This window comes from Paenibacillus sp. FSL L8-0502, from assembly GCF_038593055.1.
Classification (GTDB): Bacteria; Bacillota; Bacilli; order Paenibacillales; family Paenibacillaceae; genus Paenibacillus; species Paenibacillus polymyxa_D.
Genome location: NZ_CP151958.1, coordinates 5,648,177 through 5,671,700 on the forward strand (window position 1 = coordinate 5,648,177; position 23,524 = coordinate 5,671,700).

The 23,524-nt window shown below is 44.3% G+C and carries 27 protein-coding genes; 18 read left to right on the forward strand and 9 right to left on the reverse strand.

Annotated elements, in window-relative coordinates:
• Positions 1 to 16 precede the first annotated feature (16 nt).
• Positions 17 to 553, forward strand: a complete 537-nt coding sequence (locus tag NSQ57_RS24745; protein WP_029518835.1) for a Crp/Fnr family transcriptional regulator — start codon at positions 17 to 19, stop codon at positions 551 to 553.
• Here the strand turns inward: NSQ57_RS24745 and NSQ57_RS24750 are convergent.
• The 4 genes from NSQ57_RS24750 to NSQ57_RS24765 all read right to left on the reverse strand — a co-directional run bounded on the left by NSQ57_RS24750 (position 486) and on the right by NSQ57_RS24765 (position 3,215).
• Positions 486 to 1,007, reverse strand: a complete 522-nt coding sequence (locus NSQ57_RS24750; protein WP_080658672.1) for a DinB family protein — start codon at positions 1,005 to 1,007, stop codon at positions 486 to 488. The two genes, NSQ57_RS24745 and NSQ57_RS24750, sit on opposite strands and share 68 nt — an antisense overlap.
• Before the next feature lie 67 nt (positions 1,008 to 1,074).
• Positions 1,075 to 2,019 (reverse strand): YafY family protein, encoded by a 945-nt coding sequence (locus NSQ57_RS24755; protein ID WP_029518836.1) that lies wholly within the window; start codon positions 2,017 to 2,019, stop codon positions 1,075 to 1,077.
• Positions 2,020 to 2,128: 109 nt separating this feature from the next.
• Positions 2,129 to 2,485 (reverse strand): nucleotide excision repair endonuclease, encoded by a 357-nt coding sequence (locus NSQ57_RS24760; protein ID WP_069012290.1) that lies wholly within the window; start codon positions 2,483 to 2,485, stop codon positions 2,129 to 2,131.
• A gap of 70 nt (positions 2,486 to 2,555) precedes the next feature.
• Complete coding sequence (locus NSQ57_RS24765; protein WP_029518838.1) at positions 2,556 to 3,215, reverse strand: hypothetical protein; 660 nt, start codon at positions 3,213 to 3,215, stop codon at positions 2,556 to 2,558.
• 264 nt (positions 3,216 to 3,479) lie between these two features.
• Between NSQ57_RS24765 and NSQ57_RS24770 the strand changes: the two genes are divergently transcribed.
• The 7 genes from NSQ57_RS24770 (at position 3,480) to NSQ57_RS24800 (ending at position 8,236) form a co-directional block, all read left to right on the forward strand.
• Entirely contained in the window at positions 3,480 to 4,103 is a 624-nt protein-coding gene (locus NSQ57_RS24770) for a GPR1/FUN34/YaaH family transporter (RefSeq protein ID WP_029518839.1), read from the forward strand.
• Positions 4,104 to 4,281: 178 nt separating this feature from the next.
• Positions 4,282 to 5,820 carry an FAD-dependent oxidoreductase gene (locus NSQ57_RS24775; protein ID WP_342425446.1) on the forward strand — a complete coding sequence of 513 codons (1,539 nt, stop codon included), beginning with the start codon at positions 4,282 to 4,284 and terminating at the stop codon, positions 5,818 to 5,820.
• Positions 5,821 to 5,892: 72 nt separating this feature from the next.
• Complete coding sequence (locus NSQ57_RS24780) at positions 5,893 to 6,144, forward strand: hypothetical protein (protein WP_039271973.1); 252 nt, start codon at positions 5,893 to 5,895, stop codon at positions 6,142 to 6,144.
• A 40-nt stretch (positions 6,145 to 6,184) separates the two neighbouring features.
• Positions 6,185 to 6,565 (forward strand): spore coat protein, encoded by a 381-nt coding sequence (locus NSQ57_RS24785; RefSeq protein ID WP_039272188.1) that lies wholly within the window; start codon positions 6,185 to 6,187, stop codon positions 6,563 to 6,565.
• Complete coding sequence (locus NSQ57_RS24790) at positions 6,562 to 7,698, forward strand: zinc-dependent alcohol dehydrogenase (RefSeq protein WP_342425447.1); 1,137 nt, start codon at positions 6,562 to 6,564, stop codon at positions 7,696 to 7,698. The genes NSQ57_RS24785 and NSQ57_RS24790 overlap by 4 nt, the downstream gene beginning before the upstream one ends.
• Positions 7,699 to 7,730: 32 nt before the next feature.
• Entirely contained in the window at positions 7,731 to 7,940 is a 210-nt protein-coding gene (locus tag NSQ57_RS24795) for a hypothetical protein (RefSeq protein ID WP_029518844.1), read from the forward strand.
• Entirely contained in the window at positions 7,937 to 8,236 is a 300-nt protein-coding gene (locus tag NSQ57_RS24800) for a spore coat protein (RefSeq protein WP_342425448.1), read from the forward strand. Before NSQ57_RS24795 ends, NSQ57_RS24800 begins: the two co-directional genes overlap by 4 nt.
• Before the next feature lie 160 nt (positions 8,237 to 8,396).
• Here the strand turns inward: NSQ57_RS24800 and NSQ57_RS24805 are convergent, their stop codons facing one another.
• Positions 8,397 to 9,383, reverse strand: a complete 987-nt coding sequence (locus tag NSQ57_RS24805; RefSeq protein WP_029518846.1) for an aldo/keto reductase — start codon at positions 9,381 to 9,383, stop codon at positions 8,397 to 8,399.
• Between the two features lie 174 nt (positions 9,384 to 9,557).
• Positions 9,558 to 10,187 carry a YfbR-like 5'-deoxynucleotidase gene (locus NSQ57_RS24810; RefSeq protein WP_209947909.1) on the reverse strand — a complete coding sequence of 210 codons (630 nt, stop codon included), beginning with the start codon at positions 10,185 to 10,187 and terminating at the stop codon, positions 9,558 to 9,560.
• Positions 10,188 to 10,377: 190 nt separating this feature from the next.
• Between NSQ57_RS24810 and NSQ57_RS24815 the strand changes: the two genes are divergently transcribed.
• The 5 genes from NSQ57_RS24815 (at position 10,378) to NSQ57_RS24835 (ending at position 15,446) form a co-directional block, all read left to right on the forward strand.
• The gene (locus NSQ57_RS24815; protein WP_029518848.1) at positions 10,378 to 11,073 is read left to right on the forward strand and encodes a response regulator transcription factor; all 696 of its coding nucleotides are present in this window, start codon (positions 10,378 to 10,380) and stop codon (positions 11,071 to 11,073) included.
• On the forward strand, positions 11,066 to 12,070 hold the full coding sequence (locus NSQ57_RS24820; RefSeq protein ID WP_342425449.1) for a sensor histidine kinase: 1,005 nt from the start codon (positions 11,066 to 11,068) through the stop codon (positions 12,068 to 12,070). Before NSQ57_RS24815 ends, NSQ57_RS24820 begins: the two co-directional genes overlap by 8 nt.
• A gap of 102 nt (positions 12,071 to 12,172) precedes the next feature.
• The gene (locus NSQ57_RS24825) at positions 12,173 to 12,934 is read left to right on the forward strand and encodes an ABC transporter ATP-binding protein (protein ID WP_069012292.1); all 762 of its coding nucleotides are present in this window, start codon (positions 12,173 to 12,175) and stop codon (positions 12,932 to 12,934) included.
• A complete protein-coding gene (locus NSQ57_RS24830; RefSeq protein ID WP_342425450.1) occupies positions 12,924 to 14,864 on the forward strand; it encodes an ABC transporter permease in 1,941 nt (646 codons plus the stop codon). Before NSQ57_RS24825 ends, NSQ57_RS24830 begins: the two co-directional genes overlap by 11 nt.
• 198 nt (positions 14,865 to 15,062) lie before the next feature.
• Entirely contained in the window at positions 15,063 to 15,446 is a 384-nt protein-coding gene (locus tag NSQ57_RS24835) for a hypothetical protein (RefSeq protein WP_342425451.1), read from the forward strand.
• A 32-nt stretch (positions 15,447 to 15,478) separates the two neighbouring features.
• On the opposite strand, the gene NSQ57_RS24840 is transcribed toward NSQ57_RS24835, so the two are convergent.
• Positions 15,479 to 16,453: an aldo/keto reductase family protein gene (locus NSQ57_RS24840; RefSeq protein WP_342425452.1), complete on the reverse strand. Its 975-nt coding sequence runs from the start codon at positions 16,451 to 16,453 to the stop codon at positions 15,479 to 15,481.
• Between the two features lie 161 nt (positions 16,454 to 16,614).
• Positions 16,615 to 17,577, reverse strand: coding sequence for a radical SAM protein (locus tag NSQ57_RS24845; protein WP_342425453.1), 963 nt, complete (start codon positions 17,575 to 17,577; stop codon positions 16,615 to 16,617).
• A gap of 313 nt (positions 17,578 to 17,890) precedes the next feature.
• Between NSQ57_RS24845 and NSQ57_RS24850 the strand changes: the two genes are divergently transcribed.
• The 4 genes from NSQ57_RS24850 (at position 17,891) to NSQ57_RS24865 (ending at position 21,337) form a co-directional block, all read left to right on the forward strand.
• Positions 17,891 to 18,529, forward strand: a complete 639-nt coding sequence (locus tag NSQ57_RS24850; protein WP_342425454.1) for a histidine phosphatase family protein — start codon at positions 17,891 to 17,893, stop codon at positions 18,527 to 18,529.
• Between the two features lie 96 nt (positions 18,530 to 18,625).
• A complete protein-coding gene (locus NSQ57_RS24855; RefSeq protein WP_029518856.1) occupies positions 18,626 to 19,102 on the forward strand; it encodes a DsrE/DsrF/DrsH-like family protein in 477 nt (158 codons plus the stop codon).
• 134 nt (positions 19,103 to 19,236) lie between these two features.
• Positions 19,237 to 20,745 carry an aminotransferase class V-fold PLP-dependent enzyme gene (locus NSQ57_RS24860; protein WP_342425455.1) on the forward strand — a complete coding sequence of 503 codons (1,509 nt, stop codon included), beginning with the start codon at positions 19,237 to 19,239 and terminating at the stop codon, positions 20,743 to 20,745.
• A gap of 82 nt (positions 20,746 to 20,827) precedes the next feature.
• Positions 20,828 to 21,337 carry a DUF1036 domain-containing protein gene (locus NSQ57_RS24865; RefSeq protein WP_165145570.1) on the forward strand — a complete coding sequence of 170 codons (510 nt, stop codon included), beginning with the start codon at positions 20,828 to 20,830 and terminating at the stop codon, positions 21,335 to 21,337.
• A 107-nt stretch (positions 21,338 to 21,444) separates the two neighbouring features.
• Here NSQ57_RS24865 and NSQ57_RS24870 read toward each other — a convergent pair whose 3' ends face one another.
• Complete coding sequence (locus NSQ57_RS24870; RefSeq protein ID WP_342425456.1) at positions 21,445 to 22,497, reverse strand: LLM class flavin-dependent oxidoreductase; 1,053 nt, start codon at positions 22,495 to 22,497, stop codon at positions 21,445 to 21,447.
• Positions 22,498 to 22,748: 251 nt separating this feature from the next.
• Here NSQ57_RS24870 and NSQ57_RS24875 point away from each other — a divergent pair, with 251 nt between their 5' ends.
• Positions 22,749 to 23,504 (forward strand): AIM24 family protein, encoded by a 756-nt coding sequence (locus NSQ57_RS24875; protein ID WP_029518860.1) that lies wholly within the window; start codon positions 22,749 to 22,751, stop codon positions 23,502 to 23,504.
• Positions 23,505 to 23,524 lie beyond the last annotated feature (20 nt).

A 23,524-nucleotide genomic window follows, 5' to 3' on the forward strand; every position in this document is an offset into this window, starting at 1 on the left:
GGAGGTTATTACGTTCATGATGTTACACAAAGGTGAGACCTTATTTCGACAAGGAGAATCTGGCCCTTTATATCACCTCAAGAGCGGCTTGTTAAAAATTGTCCGAGTCCATGAAGACGGCTCGCAAATTTTAGTTAATGTGATTGTGCCCGATGAAATCATCCCGCACCACTCCCTGATCAGCCCCAATCCTTATTATGGTACAGCAGTCGCGCTGGTAACCTCTGAGGTTGAGGTTCTGTCACAAAAAGAATGGTATCAGGCGCTGGAGCAAGACCCGACTCAATGTCGGGCTATCGCTTTACAGCTACAGGATAAGTTGCGCATGATGCAGCAACGAATTGACCAGCTCACCGAGGTGTCACCTGCCGAAAAGCTTCGGAAGCTTCAACGCTGGTTCCACTCCTACATCGCACCCGCCACGTTAACGGACGTGCTGACGCAGGAGGAAATCGGCCAGTTTATCGGGCTACGCCGGGAGACGATTAATCGGCTATTGCGTGCTTCAAGCGCTCCTTCTGCAAAAGATGATGACGATAATGCATCTCGATGAGCGAAAACCACTCTCCAGCATTCAACGCGCCGAATCTGGGATGAGAGACGGTAGAAAGCCCTGTTGATTTCCCAACGATCGGCTCAATCTCTCTCATTTTACGGATCACAGCATTTAAACCCTCCACAATTTCTTCTTTGCTCGTCGGTTGTGGGGGAGTATACTGCGGAGATGGTGGAACTTGGATACGTATGGGCGGAAACCCTCCTAGATTAAAAACGGCCGTACCCGCCTCCGTTTTAACCCCTGTCTCCCCATTAGGCTGTAGACAAACATCAATGTTCTTCAGGTGCATATACAGAGCAGAGTTCACCAAATGAAGATACATTTGTCCAAGCGACCATTGGTCCTCCTGCGGTGTGTACTGCAATTGCTCCAAGCTAAAGCTGTCCAATTCAAGAAGATAGTGTTGTGCCGTTTCTTCAAAACGCTGCAATGTTTCGGTTGTATTCATATATTAGTGACTGCCCCTCTCTATTAAAGTAGCTTTACTATACAAAAATGCTACTGACAGCATTATGTCAGTAGCATTTCAACATTTTTTCCACTTCCGCACGTATCCGCTCCCGGAGCGACTCAGGCTCCAGCACAACCATATCCGCGCCCCATCCAAGTATCCATTGCAGTAATTCCTCCGGCTGTCTAACGCGGAAAAGTATATGCAATCCATCTGCACGCTCCTCTATAGCCTCCATATAAAAGTTGTTCGCTTCCTTCACCTTATCTGCGATATCGGAGCGTGCTAGTATGCGAACAGTCACATGACGGTCATCGGTTTGCTTATAATCCTGCAAATGAAAATCGACAGGCAAATGAAACCTGTCCTCCAGTACCATAAGCTCGTCCATACGTGACAGACGGAAATGGCGAAGCTGCTGCCGCAATTCACATTGCCCGATTAATACCCACGAACCACGAAGCAATACCAGACCATAGGGAGCGACCACACGCACACTTTGACGATTCCCGTCAGCCTCTGGCATTCTTTTGGAGTAACCAAACCGTACCATTCGTTTTTCCAATACAGCAAGACGCAGCGTTTCCAAGTAGGTTTTCTCTCTATGGTTTGCCCCTTCACCCACAGCGAGTAATCTCATGGTTGTACGCACCCGGGAAACTTCCCTGCGGACGCTCTCTGGTAAAATGGCTTCAATTTTCCTGCGGGAGGTTTGCGCCTTGATACCGTAGTCTGTATCAAATTTTTGTTCGATAAAATCCGTCCCGATTAGCAACGCCACAGCCTCTTCTGCGGTAAAGCTCACTGGGGGCAGGAAATACCCCTCCATCAAGGAATATCCAATGCCCGGTGCTCCTACAATCGGTACGCCCGATTCGCTTAGAGCCTGAATATCCCGATAGATGGTTCTCACACTCGTTTCGAATATAGCTGCCAAATCCTCAGCTCGTAAAATATCCTTACGCTGCAACTCTAGCAAGATCGCTAGCAAACGATCTGTTTTGTTCATACCATGGCCCCTCTCTGGAAGGATCTAAAATGCAGAAATACAAAAAAGCAATAAGGGCAGTACAGTCACTGCGACTTATTGCTCTTTTTTTCATACGGAAGTTACTCCATTACTTAAAAAATACTTTTTCAACGTTATATTTAGCCTTTTGTGAATTGATAATGTAGGTTTCATAAATTTCTCGCTCTACCGCATCTTCTACAATACAAACCTCGATAATCGCAACCTCATTCCGCTTGTCCTTGATCGGCGATACGTTATCTTCAAAATGCTTTTTGATTCTTGGTCTTAGCTTTCTTGCTTTACCAACGAACAGCAGTTCCTCCTGCGCATTGTAAAACATAAAGATACCCGCCTTATCTCTAGGGATCAGGTGAAAGTCGGTAAACCCGTAAATATGGCTGAGCTCAGGGTTAACCTGTTTGGTAATCGTGATATCCGGAGTTGGAATTGTTATATTAATCACTATGTCACTTCCTCATTCTATATAGGTGTAAATATTATCACAAATCCTGCGGTAACACCATTCAAGATAATCAGGGAGTGTCCCCTGGAACAGGCTTCGTCGTTTTCTCAACGATTCTTTCCAGTACCCAGACAAGTACCCCCACTGCAAGGCTGGCGATGACCGCCATAATCGCCGATCCGCCAGCATGTAGCAGCAACACGGGAACCCAAAGCAATCCGAGCAAACGATGTACGGTCCGCATCCACTTGTTACGAACTTTGTTAATGAAGAAGCCATACCCGGCGATCGCCAGCAGAATGACAAATCCCGCAATCCCGGTATAGGTTTTGTTATCTTGAAGCTTGGTTATCAAAAAATAAATACCATGAGCGGCAATCAGGATCAAGGTCGCCCAACCCAGAAGTTTATGGAGGGAATGTAACAACCGCCCGGCTCTTCTAACCAACATTGATGGCGATCTTAGCTTCTTCTTAAACCAGAACCAAGAGAAAGCGGCCGCACCAAGAAATACGGAAATCGTACCCAAAGTCTTGAATATTTCCCCGTTGCCCCCACGCCCTTCTCCACGAGGATGTACGCCCACAGGCCCTGTAGACCCACCTTCTGATAGCCGTGGGCCAGGTCCACCGCCGGAGAGCGATGACATGTAGTAATAGTAGATGACGAGTAGAACTGCTACCGTAACTGCAATCATAGCTGGAATCCAAACGGCCCTTTTCGTCTTCATTTGTTATACATCCTTCCTAGGAAAATTGCCTTGAGTGTACCTGGTCAAGCTTAAAACAAGATTAAAGCAAGCTGAAAGTATTCCTTTTACCTCAGTCAGTATCGAGGATGGTCGTAATAACGTTAATACAGGCACCGTAATAGATAGAAATCTATGAATTCCCTACTATGCGAGCACGCCGGTTTCCGTTACAATATGTCAGTGTGATTCTGGCATCGGCAGATTGACGCGTATTTGAACATTATTGGAGGCTTCTATTTTTTCATGCAAAATGAATCTCATGCTAACGTAAAAATCATAACGGCCGATCCGAGTGCGATCGGCCTGTTTGGCTTGGCTATTGTAACACTTGTAGCTTCATCCCAAAAGCTTGGTCTCACTGAAGGCTTGAGCTTTATTATCCCTTGGGCTATTTTCCTTGGTGCCTTTGCACAGCTGTTTGCCTGCATTCAGGATGCAAAGCATAACAATACCTTTGGCATGACGGCATTTGGTGCTTACGCCTTCTTCTGGTTAGCCGTAGCTAGTAGCTGGATGATTAAAATGGGCGTATTCGGCTCAGAGCTAGCATCTGCTGTAGATGGCAAACAGCTCGGCTTTGCCTTTGCCGGCTATCTCATCTTCACGCTCTTCATGACCATTGGAGCCATGGAGACGCACAAGGTCCTATTTTTTATTTTCGTGTTGATTGATTTTCTATTCCTCGGCCTTAGCTTCGATGCATTCGGCATCGCCCCAGAGGTGTTCCATACCATCGCCGCTTATGCTGAAATGGGCATTGGTCTACTCTCGCTGTACGGTACAGGAGCTGCCGTTCTGAATGCACATTTTGGCCGAACATTTCTGCCCGTAGGACGTCCTTTCGGCATTTTCAAACCACGTCCTTAGCTGCATATTTAAACCCACAAAGCCTCCTTTCGCGCCGATCCGCGTTAAGGACGGCTTTGTTTCCTTTCCATCACTCCCCCCTGTATCAAAAAAATACTAAAGAGAGTCGTTTAGTGAATATAAAACCCCACAATGATAACAATATACATAAATTGTATTCAAAGGGGTTTTTGTAAAAATGACACAAAGCAAATCTCGTATCGCATTTCCGCAATTTCCCGAATCGTATTGGTTAGCTTCCACTGACATCCCTAACTTCCCCAAACTTAGTGAGGATATTCAGGTGGATGTTGCCATTGTAGGTGCGGGGATTACCGGTATTACCACTGCTTATTTACTTTCTAAAAAAGGATTAAACGTCGCCGTCGTCGACGCAGGGCGGATACTTCATGGGACAACCGGTCATACTACCGCCAAAATTACCGCACAGCATGATTTGATCTACAGCGAGTTTATTTCCCATTTTGGCAAGGAAAAAACCCGGCTCTATTACGAAGCCAACCACAACGCTCTTCAATTTATCAAACAAACGGTAGAAGAGTTTAATATCGATTGTCAATTTACAGAAGAAGATGCCTACGTTTATACATGTGAAGATACGTACGTTGGAAAAATCGACGACGAATATAAAGCTTACGAGCAACTTGGCATCCCGGGAAGTTATGTCGAACAAACGCCTCTGCCGTTTTCAACTAAAGCAGCTATTAAGATGAAAAACCAGGCCCAGTTTAATCCTGTACCTTTCTTAAGATATTTGGCAAACCAAGTCATCCATCAGGGCGGGGAAATTTATGAGCAAACCACCGTTGTAGATGTTGAAAAAGGAAACCCTGCCATCATTACAACCAGCGACGGAAAGAAAATTACCTGCAACCATGTCGTATCCTCCTCACATTTTCCATTCAATGATCCCAACGGTCTTTATTTTGCGCGATTGCATGCCGAGCGGTCTTATGTACTCGCGGTCAAAACCGATAAAATCTATCCAGGTGGTATGTATCTAAGTGCAGAAACCCCAAAACGTTCACTTCGCTCCGTAATGGTAAACGGAGAACCAATGGTTATCGTCGGTGGGGAAGGTCACAAAACGGGACAAGGAATCTGTACTTTCCAGTACTATGAAGCTTTACAAAAGTTCGCGGAGCAAACATTTGGATTAAAGGAGATCGTTTATCGCTGGTCGGCCCAAGACTTGTATACGCTAGACAAGCTCCCTTATATTGGGCAGGAACTATCCAACACCTCTAACATCCTCGTTGCTACGGGTTATAGAAAATGGGGGATGACCACAAGTGTAGCGGCAGCCTTATTAAATACGAATCTGATTACCAGAGAGGAAAGCCCCTACCAGGATCTTTTCTCCCCTTCAAGGTTTCATATGGACCCCGACATTAAAACATTTGTAACTCAAAATGCAAATGTGGCTAAACATTTGATTGCTGGAAAGTTAGACATCAGCTACAAAAAAGCCGAAGAACTGGAACACGACGAAGGGTCGGTCATCCGGGTAAACGGCAAAAGAGCAGGCGCATACCGAGACCCACAAGGAGCATTGCACCTAGTGGACACGACATGCACCCATATGGGTTGCGAAGTCGAGTGGAATGAAGCGGAAAGAACATGGGATTGCCCTTGTCATGGCTCTCGCTTTTCATATCAAGGCGAAGTCATTGAAGGACCGGCCAAAAAAGCACTTGGCAAGGTTGAAGCCGAATAGCACGATCCTTTCGAATAAACCTAGTTAGGCTGGATAACATACCTTTGAGAAACATAAAAGAAAGGTGATCCGATGATAAACCAACAGTCTACATTAGCGGCGCATGAGTCCTTAGAAATCCACGAAGCGCTTAATTTTAAAACGTTATGCTTAGCCAAGTCCAAATTAATGCAGGGCTTGGTATTCGATCAAGAGCTAAAGGATCTAATGGAAAAAGATGTTCAGCAATCTATACAAGCTATTGCCGATTTGCAAGCATTGTATGTTAAAGCACCGTTTCAGGCACCTGTTCCAGAATTCCGACCAACACCAATTTTAAATTGAGGTGAATGATGTGACATTAGATCAGACCCAGTCCGCTAAAATGGATTATGTGGATCCAAAAAACTCATTAAACATGCCGGAAATGGCAGACACGACCTTAGCGATGGATTTTCTGATTCGCGTCAAGGAAGGAGTTCGAAATACAGCCGTAGCCTTGACGGAAACCGTCTCTCCAGATGCCAGAACTCTGTTGCGCAATCAACTGCATCAAGGCATCGCTCTTCATCAGGAAATCACTGATCTTATGGTACGAAAAAAATGGTTTCATCCTTATGATCTGCAAAAGCAGTATCAATTGGATCAACTATCAGCCAACAAGACGGTGGACATCAGCAAAATGAAACTGTTCCCAGACGATACCACCCGCAAGGGTATGTTTGATCGCACGCCGGACGAACATATGGGAGGAAACCAGGCATGAAAGCAGTGACCTACCAAGGTATCAAAAACGTTGTGGTTAAAGAGGTTCCGGACCCAAGTATTCAAAAAGCCGACGATGCGATTGTCAGACTGACGACAACCGCTATTTGTGGTTCAGATCTGCATCTCATTCATGGAATGATTCCGAATCTACAAGAGGATTATGTAATTGGGCATGAGCCGATGGGGGTTGTAGAAGAAGTCGGCAGCGGGGTAACCAACTTGAAAAAGGGAGACCGCGTGATCATTCCGTTCAACATAGCGTGCGGTGAATGCTTTTATTGTAAAAACCAATTGGAAAGTCAGTGTGATCATTCTAATGAGCATGGAGATATGGGCGGTTTTTTCGGCTATTCAGGAACAACTGGTGGATATCCGGGTGGACAAGCTGAATATTTACGTGTGCCTTTTGCCAACTTCACTCACTTCAAAATTCCGGAGAGTTGTGAACATCCTGACGAGAAGCTTTGCCTGATTGCTGATGCCATGACTACTGCATTTTGGAGCGTCGATAATGCCGGAGTGAAGAAGGGGGATACTGTCATTGTTATTGGCTGTGGGCCGGTAGGTTTGTTAGCGCAAAAGTTCGCCTGGTTCAAAGGGGCAAAACGAGTCATTGCGGCAGACTATCTGGATTATCGTCTGCAACATGCGAAGCGTACAAATCATGTGGAAATTGTTAATGTAGAATCGCAAGAAAACGTCGGCAACTACCTCAAAGAGATAACCAAAGGAGGCGCAGACGTAGTTATTGACTGCTCCGGCATGAGCGGTAAAATGTCTCCGCTGGAATCTCTCGCTTCCGGTCTCAAGCTTCACAGCGGAGCTTTAGGAGGACTAGTCATAGCTACACAGGCTGTGCGCAAAGGTGGCACCATTCAAGTTACCGGTGTATACGGCGGACGATATAACGGTTTTCCTTTGGGAGACATTTTTCAGCGAAATGTTAATTTACGTACGGGACAGGCTCCCGTTATTCACTATATGCCATATATGTATGAGCTGATTGATACGGGAAAGGTGGACCCAGGAGACGTTGTTACACACGTCATTCCGTTAAGCGACGCCAAACGTGGATATGAAATTTTTGATACCAGACAGGACAATTGCATCAAAGTTGTACTTAAACCTTAACTATATATTGGAGCATTGGAGGTAAACGTCATATGGTGTATGGCCTGCACGAAACACTTGAAGTCCATGAATTGTCAGCGTTCAAAACAGTGTGTCTTACCAAGTCTAAAACCATGCAAGCATTAATCTCTGATCCAACTCTCAAAGCTATATTACAGCAGGATGTTGACTTATCGACCCGCCAATTACAAGAACTCGGTACCCTCTTAGATCAAGCCATTTCACAGGAGGTTAAGCCATGAATACACTGTTGGAGCATTTGACCGGACTGCATACCTTAACGGACCAAGTCATTGCAGCCGATTTTCTGAACGCGGCCAAAAGCGGTGTGAGAAATTACGCTATGGCCGTAACAGAAGCGGGAACTCCAGAAATTAAGGCAATTCTTACAAAGCAACTGGATGAAGCCATTGATACGCATGAGCAAATTTCCACGTACATGATTGAACGCGGCTGGTATCACCCTTGGAACGTAAAAGAGCAGCTTTCGATGGATCTACAAAATATCAATACTGCATTGCAAGCCCCCATTTTATAAGGATAGGACGCTCACTTCGGTCGTACATTCCTGCCCGTAGGACGTCCCTTGGGAATTTTAAAAGCACACCCAACCCTTAGCAGTATATGTAAACCCACAAAGCCGCCTTTCACGTCGATACGCGTTAAGGGCGGCTTTTGGGATCAACGTGTTATCTTAATTATTCAGCTTGCCAATTCGGCATCCGTTCTGCAGGATAACGAAGACCCGCTGCCATCCCCTTTGGAATGATTGCGTTAATAGCCTCCATTTCCTGTGCGGATAAAACAACATCGACGGATCCTGCATTTTCCTCTAAATACGTAACCCGCTTGGTTCCTGGAATCGGTACAATTCCCTCTTGCGCAAGCAGCCATGCCAACGCCAGTTGAGAAGGTTTGACCCCTTTTTGGGCGGCAAGGTCCTTAACATGCTGCACGAGATCCAGATTTTTCTGGAAATTCTCAGGTTGAAAACGTGGCACAGAGCGACGGAAATCATCTTCTGCAAAATCATCAAACTTCTGAATTTGTCCGCTCAAAAAGCCGCGTCCAAGTGGACTGTAGGCCACAAATTCGATGCCTAGTTCCTTACACGCCGGTATAACTTCATCTTCTGCTTCTCGGCTCCATAAGGAGTATTCCGTTTGCAGCGCTGTAATCGGATGTACCTTGTGAGCGCGTCGAATGAGCCCAGGAGAAGCTTCGGACAGCCCCAAATAGCGGACTTTTCCTGCTTGAACCAAGTCACTCATCGCACCAACTGTTTCCTCGATAGGCACATTCGGATCAACACGATGCTGGTAGTACAGATCAATCACATCTACACCCAGTCTTTGCAGGCTGCGATCACATGCCTCTTTTACGTATTCGGGACGGCCACTTACACCCATAAATGCGCCATCTTCCCCACGCATAATGGAAAATTTAGTGGCTAATACGACTTCGTCGCGGCGGCTCCGCAGGACTTGGCTAATCAGTTTTTCATTTTCCCCCACACCGTAGACATCGGCAGTATCCCAAAAGTTTATCCCTAGCTCCAGCGCACGATGAAGTGTTTTGATCGACTCCTGCTCATTCAACTCACCGTAATATTCGGACATTCCCATGCAGCCCAGACCCAGTGCAGATACTTGAAGGTCACTGTTACCCAGTTGTTTCTTTTTCAATTTCTATCACTCCTAAATTTTCAGAATAGTCATCGTATTTCCTAAGCACCACGTCACATTCCGTATGTTACTACTTAAAGTTAACTTGAAGTCAAGCATTGTCTCGTTTTGAAACGAGAATTATTATGTATGAACAGAAGCGGTCGGTAGCTTCTGGACGGTAGGGAGATTCACTTACAAAGCTAAGGCTTCTTCCGTAATCTTCTTGATATCAATGGATAAAGGCGTTTCTTCCTTGACCATATCGGGCAGGATATTCTCCAAAAAATACTCAACGCAGTGTAATTGAATATTCTTGATTTTTACAAGTGCATTACGGTACATGACTATAAATTCTTTTTCCGTATTTCCCCGCTGAAGTTCTGCAAATGCTTCGTATACCTGATCCATCTTGTCCGCAACTTCAAGGATTAAACCTTCTACAGAATCATCTTTACCTTCCCTTAGCTGTTTGCGAAAAATAGCCTTAAAATCCTCGGGAATATTCTCTTCAATAAAATACTCAATCATACCCTCTTCGACCTGTTGGATTAATAATCGTAGTTCCTTAGAGGAGTGCTTAACTGGCGTTTTGATGTCTCCAATAAAAATCTCCCCGTAATCGTGACTGCTCGTAATCTCGTATAGCTTTTTCCAGTCAATACGGACACCATTTCTCTCTTCAATATCAGCCAGCGTTTTGGCGTATTGTACGACTTTCCAAGAATGTGCCGATACGCTGTGTTCCTCGAATTTAAACTTACCCGGACAACGGATGATTCTTTCCAGCTCATTTAGCGACCGAAAATACGTGTGAATCCCCATCATTGCATCCATCCTTTAATATATATATGAGATAGTCAATCTAAATCCCACTATAAACCTCAACTATTAACAGCAGATTATCGCAATATCAAGTGGAATTCACACATGTAGCATATACACAATTTTTGCTATACACTTTATAAAAGAGGAATTTGCAAAATCCTGAAAAAAATATAAAGTGGTGAATTCGTTGTTCAAAATCTTATTAATTGAAGATGATGAAACTTTGTTCCATGAAATGAAGGATCGGTTAACTCAATGGAACTATGATGTGTATGGCATCCAGGACTTTAATAAAGTCATTCAGGAATTCACAACGATAAAGCCTGATCTGGTCGTGATAGATATTCAATTGCCGAAATTTGATGGGTTTCATTGGTGTCGAATGATTCGATCCCACTCTAACGTCCCCATCCTCTTCTTATCTTCACGGGATCATCCTACGGATATGGTGATGTCGATGCAGCTTGGAGCGGATGATTTTATCCAAAAACCGTTTCATTTTGATGTACTCATTGCCAAATTACAGGCGACACTCCGCCGCGTATATAATTACAATACAGAACCTGTCTCCCTTAAAACATGGTGTGGCGCAACGGTCGACTATGAAAAAAATGTAGTAGCCAATGAGACTGGCTCCATCGAATTAACCAAGAACGAGATCTTTATTTTGAAGCTGCTGATCGAACAAAAAAATAAAATTGTTGCACGTGAGGAATTAATTAAAAGCCTCTGGGATGATGAACGTTTTGTCAGCGACAATACCCTGACCGTCAACTTGAACCGCCTGCGCAAAAAATTGGACGAGCTGGATTTGGGCCGTTTCATTGAAACGAAAGTCGGGCAAGGCTACATGGCTACAGAAGAGGCACCTGCCTATGATTAAAAAATACCTTATAGAGAGGCGGAGCTGGATTCTACTGTTTGTGTGTCAGCAATTCCTGATCCTGTTCATTGCTTATGTGGATGCAGCAATTCCGTTAGTGCCGATTCTTTATATCGTCTTCTTATCTATGATGATTTTCTTGGTTTTTTTAATCATTCGTTATCCCAAGGAAACCAAGTTCTATACCACACTAGAAAAATGGGAGAGTTCTCTTGAACTAACGGGTATAGGCGAACCGGAGAGTCCGTTTGAGCAAATCATTGAACAAAAAATCACGGGCCAGAACGAACGGTTACAACAGATCATCTCGCAAAATCAATTGACACTTGAACATGAAAAAGATGAACTATTATCCTGGATTCATGAGGTAAAAACACCTTTGACCACCATGCATTTGATGATTGAGCGGTTGGACGACAAGTCCCTAAAAGCTCAGTTAACCTATGAATGGCTACGAATTCACTTACTGCTGGATCAGCAGCTCCATCACAAACGAATATCTTTTATTGAAAATGATCTGTATGTCGAGCAAGTGGATTTAAAATCTCTGGTTTTTAAAGAGATCAAAGCATTACAGTCATGGTGCATCCAAAAGGGGATCGGTTTTGACATCCAACTTGAGCACATGGAAGTGCTGAGTGATGCCAAATGGCTGGCTTTTATCATCAGACAGCTCTTAACCAATGCCATCAAATATAGCGATGCCAGTGATATTATCATTCACAGCTATGAACAAAGGGATCGAATACAGCTTGAGGTTCAAGACTTTGGACGCGGTATTGATCCGAAGGATATACCGCGTATCTTCGAGAAAGGTTTTACCTCCACAACCCAACATTCTGATCACACTTCAACGGGTATGGGGTTATATTTAACGAAAAAGGCAGCACAAACCTTGCTCATACATATAGATGTGCACTCCAAACCGAACGTAGGTACAACCTTCACTTTAATTTTTCCCAAACGAAATGATTTCGTGAGTGTGGTAAGCATGTGACAGAGATGTCACATGCTTTTATGTATTGTTCGCCCAATCAAAGGAAAAACATCGGCTCTATTTTTATAATAAGGCTACAAGAACAATAAGGAGTGCATCGAAGTGAACATTTTAGAAGCTCATAAAATCCGTAAAAGCTACGGTAATAAGTTCAATATGCAGGAGGTTTTGAAGGGAATAGATATCCTTATTGAAGAAGGGGAATTTGTCAGTATTATGGGAGCCTCCGGTTCAGGTAAAACCACATTGCTGAATGTTCTTTCCTCTATTGATAAAGTGAGCCAAGGTTCCATTAGAATCAATGATATCGAAATGACGAAAATGAAAGAAAAGCAACTGGCTGAATTTCGCAAAGAGCATTTAGGCTTTATTTTTCAGGAGTATAATCTGCTGGATACGCTAACGGTGAAGGAGAACATCCTCTTACCGTTATCCATCACCAAAACGCCTAAGAAAGAAGCCAACCGAAGATTTCAGGAAGTGGCTACAGAATTGGGGATTTATGAGTTGAAAGATAAGTATCCCAATGAAATTTCGGGTGGACAGAAACAGCGTACATCAGCGGCCAGAGCGTTTATTCATGAGCCCAGTATTATTTTTGCCGATGAACCTACGGGTGCACTGGATTCCAAGTCGGCTTCCGATTTATTAAACAAGCTGGGCCAGTTGAACCAAAAACGCAAAGCAACCATTATTATGGTCACGCATGATCCTGTCGCTGCCAGCCATTGCAGTCGGGTTATTTTTATTAAGGATGGGCAAATGTATACGCAGCTTCACAAAGGCGAGCAGGAAAGACAAAGCTTCTTCCAGGATATCATGAAAACCCAAGGGGTCTTAGGCGGGGTCCAATATGAACATTAACCTGCTCATTCTAAAAAATTTGAAAAAAAACCTGAAAAATTATTACCTTTATGTTTTTGCCCTCATTTTCAGTGTTGCACTCTATTTCGCTTTTGTCACACTACAGTACGATCCCTCCATGGACGAAGTGAAGGGGTCTGTTAAAGGTGCAGCTTCCATACGGGCAGCTTCCATTTTACTGGTCGCTATTGTCTGCATTTTTCTTATGTATGCCAATAATATTTTTATAAAAAGACGAAGCAAAGAAATTGGCCTATTTCAATTGATCGGAATGACTAAAAGTAAAATTTTTCGCATCCTGAGTGCTGAAAACCTAATTTTATACTTTAGTTCCCTCTTCATTGGGATTGGGGTTGGATTCTCCTTTTCCAAATTAGTGATTATGATTTTATTTAAGACGACGGGCGTCGAAGCCATTGCCACTCTATATTTCTCTAACCAAGCACTGACTCAAACACTCATCGTTTTTGTTGTCATCTACCTGCTGATCATGCTCATGAATTATTCTTTTATCAAAAGACAAAGTATTTTGTCCTTGTTCAGAGTGACCTCAACCACCGAAGGGAAAATCAAGAAAATATCGATCTTTGAGATGATCATCGGGATCATTGGCATCTCTCTCATCGCTTTAGGTTACTATGTTTCCTCCAAATTATTTGGTGGAGACTTTACATCCATAAATGAATTGTTTATGGCTATGGTGTTTATTTTGGGCACTGTCATCATCGGAACACTCCTTTTTTATAAAGGATCTATCCGCTTTATTTCCAATATCATCAGAAAGAGTAAAGGCGGATATTTAAACATCCATGAGGTGCTGTCCCTCTCGTCCATTATGTTCCGCATGAAGTCCAATGCTTTGTTGTTGACCATTATTACGACAGTATCGGCACTTGCCATCGGTTTACTTTCCTTAAGCTATATCGCCTATTATTCTGCGGATCAAGCAGCTGAGGACAATGTACCTTCCCATTTTGCCATGACGAATGTACCGGATGCGGAGAAATTCAAAGCGTTACTTCATGAGCATGATATAAAGTATCGTGAAAAGAAAATTGAAGTGATTCAAGTCAGTGTGAAGACAGCGCAAATTATGGAGACTCCTATGGAACAATTAAATGATGGTACGGATTCCATGACACTGCCTGTCGTAAGCGACCAATCTGTGGAGGGTACGGATGTAACTCCAGGCCAAACGGTTTTAACGGGCTATAATGATATGTTACAGAAATTCATGTCCTTGAAAGACTTTGGCCCCTTGGATTTGAAGGGGAAAACAGAAGTCATACCTCAACAATATGTGGGTCTAAAAAAGGATTATGTCATTCCCTACTATTTTGCAGCCGGGGGAGTACCCACTGTCATTGTAGACGAAACCATCTTTGAGCGGTTAAAGAAAGATGTAAATCCTGAGATTCAAAAGAAATCATCCTTATATATTGGAATTGATATGATAAATGCAGAACAGATTGAAGAAGCCAATCGTCTCTTTGCAGCTGCGAATTTTAATGATCAACAAACATCCCGCCTTGAAATGAGCAGCAATCAGAAGCGGAACATGGGAGTGATCATGTTTGTAGTTGGCTTTTTGGGACTCACCTTTCTCATTACATCAGGCTGTATCCTTTACTTTAAGCAAATGGATGAGAGCGAAGATGAAAAAGCCAATTATACGGTGTTAAGAAAGTTAGGGTTCACCCAAAGTGACCTGCTTCGAGGTATTAAAATAAAACAACTCTTTAACTTTGGCATTCCATTAGTGATTGGCCTATCACACAGCTATTTCGCCGTTCAATCCGGCTGGTTCTTGTTTGGAACCGAAATTTGGATGCCTATGATTATCGTTATGGTGCTGTACACCGCCTTATATTCCATTTTCGGGATACTATCCATCCTGTATTATAAAAAGGTCATTAAATCAGCATTATAATCGGCAAAAAGCAAAAAAGCCCCAGGCGAAAGTGCTGGGGCTTTTCCAAATATTTGAGCATTTTCGTTCCTACATGTACAATAAAATAACTATCATCGTAACCCCAAAGGGGGAGAGCTTATTTTATTATTAATCATCAATGGCATCGGCATCGTGGCCAATATCATACTCGGTTCCTTTATAGGCGCAGCTATTTTTATGGGAATCGTTTTTTTCCTGATTGGCTTGCCTGAGTTTAAAAAATCGCCCAAGCACACCAGAGAGGCTAAAAAGGATATCACCTATATTATGTCCACATTGTTAACTCTTGTTGTATTCATGGTTATCGTTTTCTGGAATATCCGCGCCTCAGGTGATTTGATGCTAGCAGGTCCGCTAACACCGCAAATGAAGTTTCACTGGGGACAAAAGGTGTTGATGCTAGGGTTACTGGAGGGCTTATGGTCTGTCATCACCCTAAAATGGCTATTACCCATCTTTTTTGGTCCGCTGGATCTCAGAAAGAAGCAAATCCTCGTTCTAGTGAGCGGGATTGTATTTAGTGTGGGTTCAGGTATTTATGCCATACTTGGAGCTAGTTAATGGTTCGCCTCTACAGAGGCTCGTGTGAATGCTTAACGCAAAGGTTCAAAACCCTCTGCTTGCTTAAGAATCTGCTCAATTTCCGCGCATGTCTCCGGTTGCAGCGTCACTTCGACTGCTTTTACATTTTCCTCAATTTGTGCCGGTTTAGTAGCCCCAATAAGTGCAGCGCTGATACCCGGTTCTCTCAGAATCCAAGCAAGCGCGAGCTGTGACAGGGTAACACCCAAATTCTTCGCCAGCTTATCCAGCTCCTGGACACAGTTCAGAACGGTATCGTTCATGTAACTGCTGATGACATTATTGACAGAGGCATCAGCCCCGCGGCTACCCGTCGGTAAAGGTTGTCCAGGCTTGTATTTCCCCGTGAGGACCCCTTGGGCCAGAGGCGAAAATACAATTTGGCCGATGCCTACCTGCCCGGATACCGGAAGTACCTCATGCTCGATGTAACGTTCGAACATATTATAGATCGGCTGATTGGCAATCAGCGGGCGCAGATTCAGCCTTTTTCCAATCCCATAAGCATCCATGAGCTGGGCAGCACTCCATTCGCTGACAGCAGCGTACAGAATCTTACCCTGAGCCTGAAGGTCATCGAGCGCTCGCAGCGTCTCTTCCAAAGGAGTGTCCGGATCATAACGATGACAAAAGTACATGTCGATATAATCCGTACCCAGACGCTTCAGACTCGCTTCACATTGCTCCATAATGTGCTTGCGTGACAGTCCCCTGTCATTGGGACCGGAATCCATAGGGAAGTACACCTTAGTAGATAATACATAGCTATCTCTTCGATAAGACTTCAAGGCAGCTCCCATAGCCTTTTCGCCTTCTCCCCGGTTATACGCGTTCGCGGTATCAAAGAAATTAATCCCGAGTTCAAAGGCTTTGGCAATACAGGTATGAGCTGCTTCCTGCTCGGCGGCTGTACCGTACGTCAACCAGCTCCCCAAGCCGATTTCACTAATTTTAAGACCACTGTTGCCTACATTTCTATATTTCATATCTACTCCTTCTTTCATAAGAGAATTATATTTTTATATTTTAACATGTAAACCCTTTCATTAAAATCATTGATAAAGGATTCATGGAGTTACATGAAGGATATCTACCACCCTGACTGTTAGGGTGGTAGATGCTTTAGTCTCACAATCTCAAATCATGTCTACTTGCTTCCTACAGGAAAAAGCGCATCATATGCAGGACAAGGCAGTTTGTCGAGAAACTCCTGAAGCTGCTTCGGTTTGTTTTTGTAAATATCCTTTAAGGATGTTCCGTTATAGATATTGCCGATGACCACAGGATGGCATAGCTCACAGATCAGAATGTCCCCGTTCCCGTGCAGATGGAGCTGTTTTTTACCATCAACACAATTGGAAAAATACACACCCGGCTGTTCCTTGAAACCCAGTGCTTCTGCGAAACGGTCCATACAGGTGAAATACAATACAGTATCATCTTTTTTATGTGCAATCAGGTCATGAACGGAACGGACGAGCGCTTCCTTGGTGGAAATAGCGTTCCAGTTGGTATGATCCATCACAATGCTGTTTTGGATTTCATGGATGCGCACACCGAGATCATATACCATTTCGCTAATAGCTGGCATGTTGTTTTGTGTCTCCGCAAACAGCAACGTCTCCAACACCGTTTCCAGCTTGGCCTCGGTACATAACCGGATATTTTGAACAATTTTCTCATACATGCGAGGATGAACATGATAATATGCTGCATATTTATCAGCATCCGTGAAGTTGAAGGAGATATGAATGTTGGAAAGACCTGCATCACGCAGTTTCTCAATTCGTTCAGGGCTGAGCAAGCTGGCATTGGTGTTGAGCTGGGTAGCGATTCCTTTGCTCGAACAGTGAGCCACAATGTCCAGACAATCCTCATACTTCAGGGTCACTTCTCCCCCGGACAGTCGCACACGTTTTAACGTTGGAATGTCATCAATAATATCAATGACCTCTTTGCTGCTAATGCATTGCCCATCGTTCCGCTGATATGCGCAGCAGTAATCACACTTGAAGTTGCAATTAGAGGTGACCCCGACTTCCAGTCCCTCCAGCTCGTAGATGCCCGGCTTTTCCAGTTCAAGTGCTTTATATTTGTTCTCTATACTCACTTTCTCATGATCCTCCCGATCTCAGGCTTGTGTCTTGAATTCCCCTTGAGATTATACAGAATGGGACGGTTTGTAGATATGACATTGGTAACGGCGAACCGTTGCATAAGTAGCGTCATGTTTTGGGTAGGGAACTGCAGAAAAAGCGCAGAAAAGGATTGGCAGCATATTGTTAAATAGTAAAAAACTCAATGTTAGAGGGTTACAACCGCCTAGCCTATGAAACAGTAACTTATACTATTCCCCGTTTTTTTCTTCCCTCAATACATATACTATATCTCAAAATTGTATTCTTAGGGGGAGAGATGCGAAGATGAAAAGGTTAGTTTATGCATGCATGCTTTCTTTACTTCTTATGACTCCGATACAAATCGTGGGAGCAGCTATAAATACAGCGGAAGCTAGACCAGTTAAACCAGAGTTACTAAGTTCTCTTCGTCAGGGTGGATACATTCTGTTCGTTAGGCACGGTGAAGCAACGCTAGGAGAAGATCAACCTAATCTCGTCTTCGGCGATTGCTCACTCCAAAGGAATCTTTCCGAGGAAGGTAAAAGACAAGCCTTACTTTTTGGGGAAAGGATAAAGAGCTTACAAATCCCCATTCAAACCCCAGTTATAGCAAGTCCCTTTTGTCGAACAAGGGAAACGGCAGAATTAGCTTTTGGAGCAGAAAATGTTCATGTAGATCCCTTCTGGGTTAGAATTTACAATCTAAGTGGTGATGTAACCGCAGCAGAGAAGGAAAGTACATTAGCCGAACTGACTTCTGTGTTAGAGAAAGTTCCACCTTCTGGGACCAACAAAGTTATCATTGCTCACAGTTTCCCTCAAGGCATTGGTTTGGGCGAGATTCCGAACTTGGGTACTGTAGTTGTGAAGCCAAGAGGACAGGGAAACGGTTTTGATATTGTAGACAGGATATCTTTTGCTGAGTTGTCGAGTGTGCCGTGAGAAAAATTTGCGGCTTCAGACAACACAGTGAACCATGCATAGTTTTCATTTCCAAATCCATACTGAATATATCTGTTGGTAATGGAGGCGGGAATTGTGGATAAAAGGATGAATCTGCTTATGTTCAGCGGCGATTATGATAAGGCAATGGCTGGACTGATTCTGGCAAATACAGCGCGGGAATTGGATGTGGATGTGACGATGTTTTTTGCGTTCTGGGGATTATCACTGGTTCGTGATCCCGAGAAGATGACGCTTGAGGATAAGACGATTTACGAGAAACTCATGGACTTGATGACGCCCAAAGGGCCTGAATCCTTACCGCTGTCCCATATGAATTTTAGTGGTCTGGGCAAACTGATGCTAACGGAAATGTTGGAAGACAATGAAGCCCCAAAGCTGATCCACTTCCTAAAAGGTGCCCGGAAGAAAAACGTCAAATTTTATGCCTGTAAGCTATCGGTGGATATTATGGGTTTTAAACCGGAAGAATTTATACCTGAACTGGAAATTATCGAGGCCAAAACGTATCTAAAAGATGCGCTCGAATCCGATATGCAGTTGTTTATATAGGATAGACTTGCGCCTTATCCGGCTGTTGGATGAGGCTTTTATTGTGACTAAATGATGACACTCGCCTATTTTTTTTAACCCATTCGGACCTACTTACGTACCCTAAGAAGACAGAACGACTTGGGAGGCGCCGTATGCTCATGGCTCGAATTGGAAGCAGTAATTGTAGGTATCAGCCTTCTAACGAGGCTTATTTCCAAAGGTATCGCGAAAGTACAATCGGATATCACCAGACCTTTGAATCTCCATATGGGCAAAAAAAGCTGATTTATGCGGATTGGGCAGCCAGTGGCCGTCTGTATGGACCCATCGAGTCGAAAATAGCTCATGAATTAGGCCCTTTTGTGGCGAATACGCATACGGAGTCTAATTTGACAGGAACTCTGATGACCCAAGCCTATGAAGAAGCGAAACAAATCATTAAGGGCCACGTTCATGCCAATGAACATGATATCATCCTGTTCGCCGGGTCAGGTATGACAGGTGCAGTGAATAAGCTTCAGCGGCTATTAGGATTGAAAATACATGAAAAATTAAAGCCCCTCTACCCCATCGCCAAAAAAGAGCGCCCCGTTATTTTCGTTACACATATGGAGCATCATTCCAATCATATTTCCTGGGCAGAAACCGTTGGAGACGTTGTATGTCTTCCTCCGGGTCCCGGCGGGATTGTCGATCCAACTCATCTCGAACGACTGCTGCTTTATTTCCGGCATCGCCCTATCAAAATCGGCGCCTTTACCGCCTGCTCTAATGTTACAGGGTTCGAAGTACCGATTTACCAGCTATCTCGCAAAATGCACGAACATGGCGGCGTTTGTTTCATTGATTTTTCAGCAAGCGCACCTTATGCCGAGATTAACATGCACCCCACAGATCCTCTCGAGAAACTGGACGGGATTGTATTTTCACCCCACAAATTTCTTGGGGGTCCCGGTACAAGCGGCGTTTTAATTATGGATTCGAGACTATGCCTTAGTTGTGCTCCGGATCAGCCCGGAGGGGGTACAGTTAGCTGGACCAATCCTTGGGGTGGATACGAGTATAAAGATAATACTGAAGCCCGTGAGGATGGAGGAACCCCTGCCTTTCTACAGGCCGTTCGAACGGCGCTCTGCATTCGGCTGAAAGAACAAATGGGATACAACCGAATGTTGGAGCGAAAAAAGGAACTGACATCATTATTACTAAAAAGCTTGAGTACCATACCAGGACTACACATTTTAGGAGGAAGCAGCCAAGAACGAATGGGAATCGTTTCTTTTGTTGTCGGTCCTATTCACTATAACCTGATCGTAAAACTATTGAATGATCGGTTTGGCATTCAGGTCCGGGGCGGCTGCTCTTGTGCAGGCCCCTACGGACATTATTTGCTGGGCATTGACCCACAAACATCCAAACAAATGACAGACCTGATCCATGCGGGAGACTTATCTCGAAAACCGGGCTGGGTGCGTCTGTCGCTCCATCCCATGATGACAAATCAGGAAGTCTCCTATATCGCCTCTTCCATACGGGCAATCGTGGAAAACATCGTGACCTGGCAAAAAGATTATACCTATCAACCAGAATCAAACGAATGGAGATCTATAAATGAACATAACAAAATAGACATCAGCAAATGGTTCAATTTTAGCGATTAAGAGACTCGTGTCCGTTCCCTTCTTTCAAAACTCTCATAGAATACTCTGTAGGATTACTATATGAGGAAAGAAGTGACGACAAATGGGTCTCAATTTTCGCAACAGTACCAATGCGGCTATCTTTGTGGTCTTTGCCTATCCGGACTTCAGCTGTACTCCTGTTAACTATTCTAAAGCAGGCTGGTACCGTGTTAACCCTGGACAGACTATTCAGGTTTGGAGCGGCTTCGCAGGAGGGAATACGTTCTTTTATTACGCTGAAGATGATTTTGGACGCGAATGGCGGGGTTCATATTTCACTCAAGTTCCTGAGAATGCCTTCAATTGGTGCTGGGATACAGGTTGTACCACTTGTAGAAGCGTGGGACTGCGGAGAATCGCAGTTAGTCCATTCGTCTTGGACTACACCATCAACTTTGTAACGAGCAGCAGTCAAAGAAAACCTGCATCATCCACACATCGCATGACATTGCCTTCCAAGGCAACCCAAGAGAAACCTATCCTGCGCAGAGTCCCTGCTAAACCTAAGAGACTAAAACAAGGTAAAACCCTGTTGCAAAAGCGCATCACGCATAAAAAACGGACAAAATAAAAAATGATCTGATCAGCTCATATATAGATTATTTTAGAGTTAAGAAAGGAGCGGCCATATCGCTCATGGTCTGCCCCTTTCTCCTTTGTCTACTGAGATCAATCCACCTATTTACTCTCGGATTCCCACTTGGATATCTCTTCACGAACCCGTGGTGCTACCTCTGTTCCCAATAGCTCAATAGCTCTCATGACATCGTCATGCGGCATCGTACCGACGGGCACGTGCAACAGAAAACGTGTAATGCCTACCTGTTTACGGAGATGAATGATTTTCTTGGCAACCGTGTCTGAATCACCTACATATAACGCTCCTTCAAAGCTGCGTGCGGCATCGAAGCTGGAGCGAGTGTAAGGGCCCCAACCGCGTTCACGCCCAAGCACATTCATGCTCTGCTGAGTGGAAGGGAAGAACTTATCCGCTGCCAGCTCAGTAGTCTCTGCGATAAAACCATGTGAGTGTGATGCAACCGGAAGCAGCGATGCATCATGACCGGCATGCCTCGCGGCTTTTTTATATAGTTCCACCAACGGGGCAAACTGTACAGGGCTACCCCCGATAATCGCCAGAACCAATGGCAAACCGAGCAATCCTGCACGAACCACAGATTCCTGATTCCCCCCACTCCCAATCCATACGGGCAACGGATTTTGAACTGGACGCGGATACACGCTCAAATTGTGAATTGCAGGCCGATGTCCGCCCTTCCAGGTGACTTTCTCGGATTCTCGGATTTTCAATAACAGCTCCAGTTTTTCATCAAATAACTCATCGTAGTTATCCAAATCATACCCAAATAACGGGAACGATTCGATAAAAGAGCCCCGGCCTGCCATAATCTCAGCTCGTCCATTCGAAATGCCGTCCAGTGTAGCAAAATCCTGAAACACACGTACGGGATCATCCGATGAAAGTACCGTAACTGCACTGGTTAACCGAATCCGTTGGGTCTGTGCAGCAGCAGCAGCGAGGATAACAGCAGGTGCAGATGCCGCATAATCTTTACGATGATGCTCCCCGACGCCGTACACATCCAGCCCTACCTGATCTGCAAGCACAATCTCCTCGACCACTTCACGTATTCGTTGTGCGTGACTGATAACCTCCCCCGTTTGGGGATCCGGCGTTGTTTCTACAAACGTGCTTATCCCTATCTCCACTTGCTCTACCCCCTATTTTCATGTTTCATTCTCATTCGGCTGCTTTCGAAGCCAATCATTTTAAAAACCGATATCTTTATATTGAACCTTTTTCGCATCTTTTTCAAGCTCTCCTTTTCTGAGTCTGAAAATCAGCCAAGGGAAGTGTCAAGATTCGCCGCAGGAAAAGAAGTCTCTTTGTCGAATATTGTATGGAACAAAGAAGTTTCCCATCCCCACACCATGAATACAACAAGGAGGCACTTACATTTATGGCTTTTGTTATTAATAATTTAAAGGATAACAGCAATGTTGCTATCACTGACCAATTAGGCGGATTTACGGTACTGGAATACATAACAGATTTGAGCTGCACCTCGGTTGCGGCTGCGCAAGACAATTACTATATGAGCAAAAGTAACATGCGCCGCAAACAGCTCATGATCGAAATCAACAATAGTGAGATTATGATGAAGGCGGGAGCCATGCAATATACTGTGGGTAGCATGGAAATGACTACCGGTGTAAAAGGCGTGGGAGGCTTAATGCGAAACTTGGTGTCCGGTGCTGTAACCGGGACAGGTGCCATTAAGCCACACTATAAAGGCACGGGTACCATCATGCTGGAGCCTACCTACCAATATATTTGGCTTATTGATGTCGACAATGATGATATTGCCATCGAAGACGGCTTGTTTTTGGCTTGTGACACGACGCTAGACATATCCGTCGTTGCACGTAGTAATCTTTCCTCTGCCGCACTGGGTGGAGAAGGGTTATTTAATTTAAGCGCCCGCGGAAAAGGAGTTCTGGCACTTCAAGCTCCAATCCCTTCCGAGGAAGCGGTCGTTATAGAATTGCAAAATGATGTGCTGAAGGTGGATGGTAACTTTGCCCTCATGTGGTCCAATACCTTACAATTCACCGTCGAAAAATCCGGGAAAACCAAAATGGGCTCTGCTGCTTCCGGCGAAGGGCTGGTAAATGTGTACAGGGGAACCGGAACCGTATGGTTAGCACCATTATAAACACAAAAAAGGAGAAGCCC